Origin of the sequence: Rhodococcus sp. F64268 (assembly GCF_023015605.1) — a bacterium.
GTDB lineage: Bacteria > Actinomycetota > Actinomycetes > Mycobacteriales > Mycobacteriaceae > Rhodococcus.
This window is the reverse complement of the sequence record NZ_JALKAI010000024.1, coordinates 1-5356: the sequence shown is the minus strand read 5'-3', so window position 1 is coordinate 5356 and position 5356 is coordinate 1. Positions and strand designations below refer to the sequence as shown.

Genomic DNA, 5356 nt, shown 5'->3' with positions numbered 1-5356 from the left:
GCGTGACCACCACACCCTTCGGGCGCCCCGTCGACCCCGACGTGTAGATCACATACGCCGCATGCCCGAGCCGCAACGTCCGAACCCGCTCGTCGAACGTCACCGGACCCGACGGCAACACCGCAAGCTCGGACTCGGTCTCGGGATCGTCGAGTGCAATCCAACGCGCCGTCGCCGGCAATGTCGGTTTCGTCTCTCCGAGGGTGAGCCCGAGGACCGCGCCGGAATCCACGGTCATGTGCTCGACGCGGTCGGCAGGGTAGTTCGGGTCAACCGGGACGAACGCGGCACCGGTCTTGGCTACGGCCCAGGTCGCGATGACCGACTCCGGGGAGCGAACGAAGGCGAGCGCGACCACGTCCTCGGGCCCGAGGCCCCGGCCGATCAGCAACCGGGCGAGCTTCGAGGATGCTTCGTCGATCTCCGCGTAGGTCAGCGAGCGAGACTCGTGCACGACCGCGATGGCAGACGGATCTCGTTCCACCGCTGCGGCCAGCAACTGCGGCAGCAACAACGCCCGAGGTTCACGGCGGCGTGCGGGGCGCTGCTTGCTGCGCGCGCGACCGGAGGACGACGGACGCTCCGCGCTGGGATCATCGAGATTCATCCGTGCATTGTCCTCTTGCCCCGTCGCGGGCTCACGCCAGGCGTCATTCACCACTGATTTCCCTCGCACCTACGTCCGACTCCGTCCGGCGGGTTACCGCGCGGTATCGCGCCCCATTAGACCATCGGGCCGCAAATGCTCACGTTACGGGCGAGAAGGACATGCAGGAGTGGGACGCTCCGGCCTCCGGAGCGCCCCACGTCGAGGAATGTCGGTCAGTACAGGTCAGCGAGCTCCCGCGAGCCATCGGTCGAGAACCGGCCCGATGTGAGCAACCGCATCTCGCGAAAGCATCTGCCAGTGCGTCTCCGGAACGAGCTCGGCACTGACGGCGCCGCCGATATAGCGGTGCCAGCTCTCCGCTGCCGAGGTGTTGCGGTCGTTTCCTGCGACGAAGACCAGTAGATCCCCGTCGAAGAGCCGGGGCTGATGCGCCGCCAGCACACGGTACGAGTGACGCGCCCCATCGAATATTCGTTCGATTCGGGTGGGGGTCATGCCGTCGAAAGGCGGCGGCAGAGCTTCGGCCAACTCGACAAGAGCATCCGAGGTGAGATCTGTGATCGGCATACTTGCAGCCGAAGCACCGACATCGATTCCGAGCATGTCGGCGACCGTCGGCGGCGCCTGCTGCGAACTCGTATCCGCATCGAGTTCGGAACCGACCGGATAGGTATCGAGCACCGCAAGCGTCGGGACAGACTCCCCTTGATGTTGCAGCGCTACCGCGACAGCGTGCGCGAGCACGCCGCCCATCGACCAGCCCACCAGGTGGTAAGGGCCGTGCGGTGCGATCTCGCGGATGATCCGCACGTACTCGTCTGCCCAGGCCTCGATGTCAACGGGCAGGTCAGCGCCGTCCTGAAGTGCGGGCGACTGCAGACCGTAGACAGGGCGATCCTCACCGAAGTACCGCGCCAGGCCCGCAAAGCCCCAGGACAACCCCGTGACGGGATGGAAGCAGAACACCGGCGCTCCCGACCCTCCGGTGCGAATCGGGAGTACCGCATCGAAGGCACCGACTGCATCGGAGCGCGGAGCCAGCACTTCGGCGTCGATCCGCCTCGACAGTTCCTCGACTTCGGGATGCAGGAACAACCACGGCAACGGCACCTCGGTGAACAAGTACTCGCGAAGGCGGGCGACGACCTTCACCGCGCTGAGCGATGTGCCTCCGATCTCGAAGAAGTCGTCATCGAGACCCACCTTTCCGTGGATGTCGAGTACGTCCACGAAGGCCGTCGCGACAGCGTTCTCGGTCGAGGTCCGCGGTGCCCGGTACGGTCGTGCGGGCGCCTCGGGTTCCGGGAGCGCCTTCCTGTCGACCTTGCCGTTGATGTTCAAAGGCACCGAGTCGAGCGTCACGAAACCCTGCGGAATCATGTAGGACGGCAGTACACGGGCCAGTTCCGCACGCATCGCAGGAACGTCCAATCGCCCCTCGGCGGGTGCGACGAACGCGACGATACGGTCGTCCGACTGCACAGAGGCCCCCCGCTGCACCGACGCGACGGCCTCACGTATCTGCGGAAGCGAACGCAACGCAACCTCGATCTCACCGAGTTCGATGCGGAATCCTCGAACCTTGACCTGAGAATCAGCGCGATCGAGGTATTCGAGCGTGCCCGAGCCGCTCTCGCGGAACGGTCGCCACCGAACGATGTCACCTGTCCTGTACAGCCTGGTTCCGGGGTCGCCGAACGGGTTCGCGACGAAACGCTCGGTAGTGAGGCCGGACCGTCCGAGGTAGCCGCGGGCAAGTTGCACGCCCGCGAGGTATAGCTCGCCCGGCACCCCCGGTGGCACGGGATGCAGTCGCTCGTCGAGGACGAACACCTGCGTGTTCGACACGGGTTCGCCGATCGGTACCGAACTCGAAGGTGATTCTCGAACCTCGTGGGCGGTCACCGACACCGCGGCTTCGGTCGGACCGTAGAGATTCACCAATCCGGGTGCGGGATGTGCAAGGGCCCGTTCAGCAGTATCGATCGGCAGTGTTTCGCCGATCGCCAGGACCTGGCGAAGCGTGTCCGGCAATTCACCGCGGGCGTCATCGAGCAGCGCGTCGAGCATCGACGGAACGACATGCAGGGTCGTGACGTTCTCGCGACGGATCAGGCCATTGAGGTAGGCGGGGTCGCGGTGTCCGTCCGGTGCCGCGATCACGAGCCTTGCACCTGCGGTGAGCGCAGACCAGAATTCCCACACCGAAAGATCGAACGTCGCCGCGGTCTTGAGGAGCACCGCGTCGGACGGTGTGAGCGAGAAGTGTTCACGTTTCCAGACGAGCTGATTGACGATCGCACCGTGCGACACGACAACGCCCTTGGGGCGGCCGGTGGAGCCGGAGGTGAAGATGACGTAGGCAGCGTTGTCGGAGCGCAGGGCTGCGAGCCGGTCGGAGTTTCGGATCGGCCGGCTGTCGTAGGGGGCGAGATCGAGAGAGTCCACCTCGAGAACGAAAGCATCGCCCGGTAGCGCGATCCGGTCCCGAGAGGTCGTGAGAACACCCACCGGGGATGCCGTGTTGAGGATGTACTCGATACGTTCGGCCGGATGGTCGGGGTCCAGTGGCAGATACGCTCCGCCCGCCGCGGACACCGCGTACATCGCGACCACCAGGTCGGCCGAACGTCGTATGGCGAGCGCAACCACCGTCTCCGGTCCGACTCCGCGATCGATGAGAAGTCGCGCCAAACGGTTCACACGTGCCGAGAAGTCTCGGTAGGTGATCGTGTCGGCTCCTTCGACAAGGGCCACCGCGTCCGGTGTCGCGCGTGCCTGGTCGTCGAACAGGTCGGGCAGCGTCCGGCCATGCCCCACCGCATACTGCTCCGCTTCCCATGCCCGCAGCATGGCTTCGAGTTCCTGGGGGTCGTGCAGGTCGACATCGCCGACGGGAACCGATGCGTCGCCGATCACCGAGGCGAGTATCCGCACGTACCGATCGAGCATCCGCTGCACCGTCGGACGGTCGAAAAGTTCTGTCGCGAAGCCGAACTCGATATCGAAGCCGCCTCGTCCACTACCTGCGCCGTGGTCGACGACGGTCACGTGCAGATCGAACCGGACAGATGTGGATGCGGCCTCCAACGGTTCGACCTTCAGCCCGGGCAGTTCGAGGGAATCCACCGTGAAATTCTGGTACGAGAATCCGACCTGGAACACAGGATGCTGCGCGGGCGACCGAACGGGATCGAGCACCTCGACAAGTCGCTCGAACGGAATTTCAGCGTTGTCGAACGCGGCGAGATCCACCGTCCGCACCTGTTCGAGCAGTTCGACGAACGTGTCCCCGAGTTCCACCGGTGTACGGAGGGCGAGCATGTTTACGAACATCCCGACGACGTCGTCGAGTTCGGGTGCGGATCGTCCCGCGACCGGAGTGCCGACCACCACATCGGCGGTGTCCGACAGCCGAGCGAGGAGAACTGCGAGAGCGGCATGCATGACCATGAACGGTGTCGCACCGACTCGACGTGCGAGTTCCGAGATCTCTCGGTACATCTCGGAGTCGAGTGCAGCACGAATTCGGTCTCCCGACGACCCGAGCACGATCGGGCGCGGACGATCGGTGCACAGCTCGAGGGCCCCGGGGATCCCCTCCAAGGTCTCGACCCAGAACGCGAGCTGCCTTCCCGCGACAGACCGCGGATCCTCGTCGGATCCGAGGAACTCGCGCTGCCACAGTGTGTAGTCGGCGTATTGGATGGTCAAGGGATTCCAGTCCGGGCGAGCACCCCCGCTGCGCGCGGTGTACGCGAACACGAGGTCGCGCACGAGCGGCGCAAGCGACGAACCGTCGCCGGCGATGTGATGCAGCACGAGTCCGAGGACATGCTCATCGGGGCCGGTCGCGAGAATGTGTGCGCGCACGGGGACCTGGGTCGTGACATCGAACGCCTCGCCGGCGAGTTCGCCGAGTCGCTGCGGAAGGCGTTCCACATCCACGGTTTCGACGGCCACCTCGAACTCGACATCCGAAGGCTCGAGGATCCGCTGCTCGCCGACACCGTCGATCTCCGGGTAGAGCGTCCGCAGCGTCTCGTGCCTCGCGACGATGTCCCCGAATGCGGCCTGCATCGCAGCTACGTCGAGTTGACCGGAGAGCCTTACCGCGAGGGGAATGTTGTAGAGCGGCGACTGTGGCTCGAGTCGGTTGAGGAACCACATGCGCTGCTGAGCATAGGACAGCGGCAGATGGTCGGGCCGGCCCCGCGGCGCGAGGAGCGACGGTCCGGAGGACGACGAGGAATCCACCCGCGCGGCCAGGGACGCCACCGTCGGCTCGTCGAACAATGCGGCAGCCGAGACGGTGACACTCAGCGCGGATCGGAGGTGGCCCACCACACGCGTCGCGAGCAAGGAGTTTCCGCCGAGATCGAAGAAGTCATCATCCAGACCCACCCGCTCGACACCGAGCACATCCGCGAACACCGCCGCCACCGCGATCTCCGTCGCGGACTCCGGCGCCCGGAACTCCGTGACCAACACACCGGGATCGGGAAGCGCATCGCGGTCGAGTTTCCCAGTGGGCGACAGCGGAATGGTGTCGAGTTCGAGAACGACGGACGGAACCATATGCGAAGGAAGACGTTCCGATACCTCACGGGAGATCACCCCGACATCCAGGCCCACGCCCGCGGCACCATGCACGTACGACACCAACTGCGTCTCACCCGCAGGTGTCGTACGACCCACCGTCACCGCGAAATCCACACCGGCACACGACGACAACACCGCATCGAT

General features: G+C 65.4%; 2 protein-coding genes. Both read right to left on the bottom strand.

The genetic code is table 11. The features are described 5' to 3' along the window. On the bottom strand, positions 1–607 hold a 607-nt coding region (locus MWU77_RS24290; RefSeq protein WP_247275012.1), incomplete at its 3' end, for an AMP-binding protein. A gap of 225 nt (positions 608–832) precedes the next feature. Next, the coding region (locus MWU77_RS24285; RefSeq protein WP_247275011.1) for a non-ribosomal peptide synthetase at positions 833–5356 on the bottom strand (4524 nt) is incomplete at its 5' end.